Origin of the sequence: Paenibacillus xylanexedens (assembly GCF_007676705.1) — a bacterium.
Taxonomy (GTDB): Bacteria; Bacillota; Bacilli; order Paenibacillales; family Paenibacillaceae; genus Paenibacillus; species Paenibacillus xylanexedens_C.
Genome location: NZ_VEBF01000796.1, coordinates 1 through 227, shown reverse-complemented (window position 1 = coordinate 227; position 227 = coordinate 1). Strand labels below are relative to the sequence as shown.

1 protein-coding gene is annotated in these 227 nt (G+C 39.6%); it reads right to left on the bottom strand.

Annotation, left to right across the window (positions count from 1 at the left end):
• Positions 1-4: 4 nt before the first annotated feature.
• Positions 5-220 carry a DUF4180 domain-containing protein gene (locus FS628_RS33415; protein ID WP_369008930.1) on the bottom strand — a complete coding sequence of 72 codons (216 nt, stop codon included), beginning with the start codon at positions 218-220 and terminating at the stop codon, positions 5-7.
• Between the last annotated feature and the right edge of the window lie 7 nt (positions 221-227).

The following is a 227-nucleotide window of genomic DNA, read 5'->3' as shown; positions in this document are numbered from 1 at the left end:
GGGATTAAGTGATATTATGCAAGTTTTGAAGCGCTTGCTGTTTGTTTTTGAAAAAGAAAAAATGGTTGCGGTTGTTGGAGTGATAGATGAAATGTGTGAGGGTGTTGGTGTTATGGGGATGGAAATGTCCGAGAATAGGAAGGTTAAGATGATAGTTGACGTATTTGTGTAAAATCTGGGGTGGAAGTTTGGTGTTGAGTTGGAAGAAGTGTTCGGTGATGTTGGAT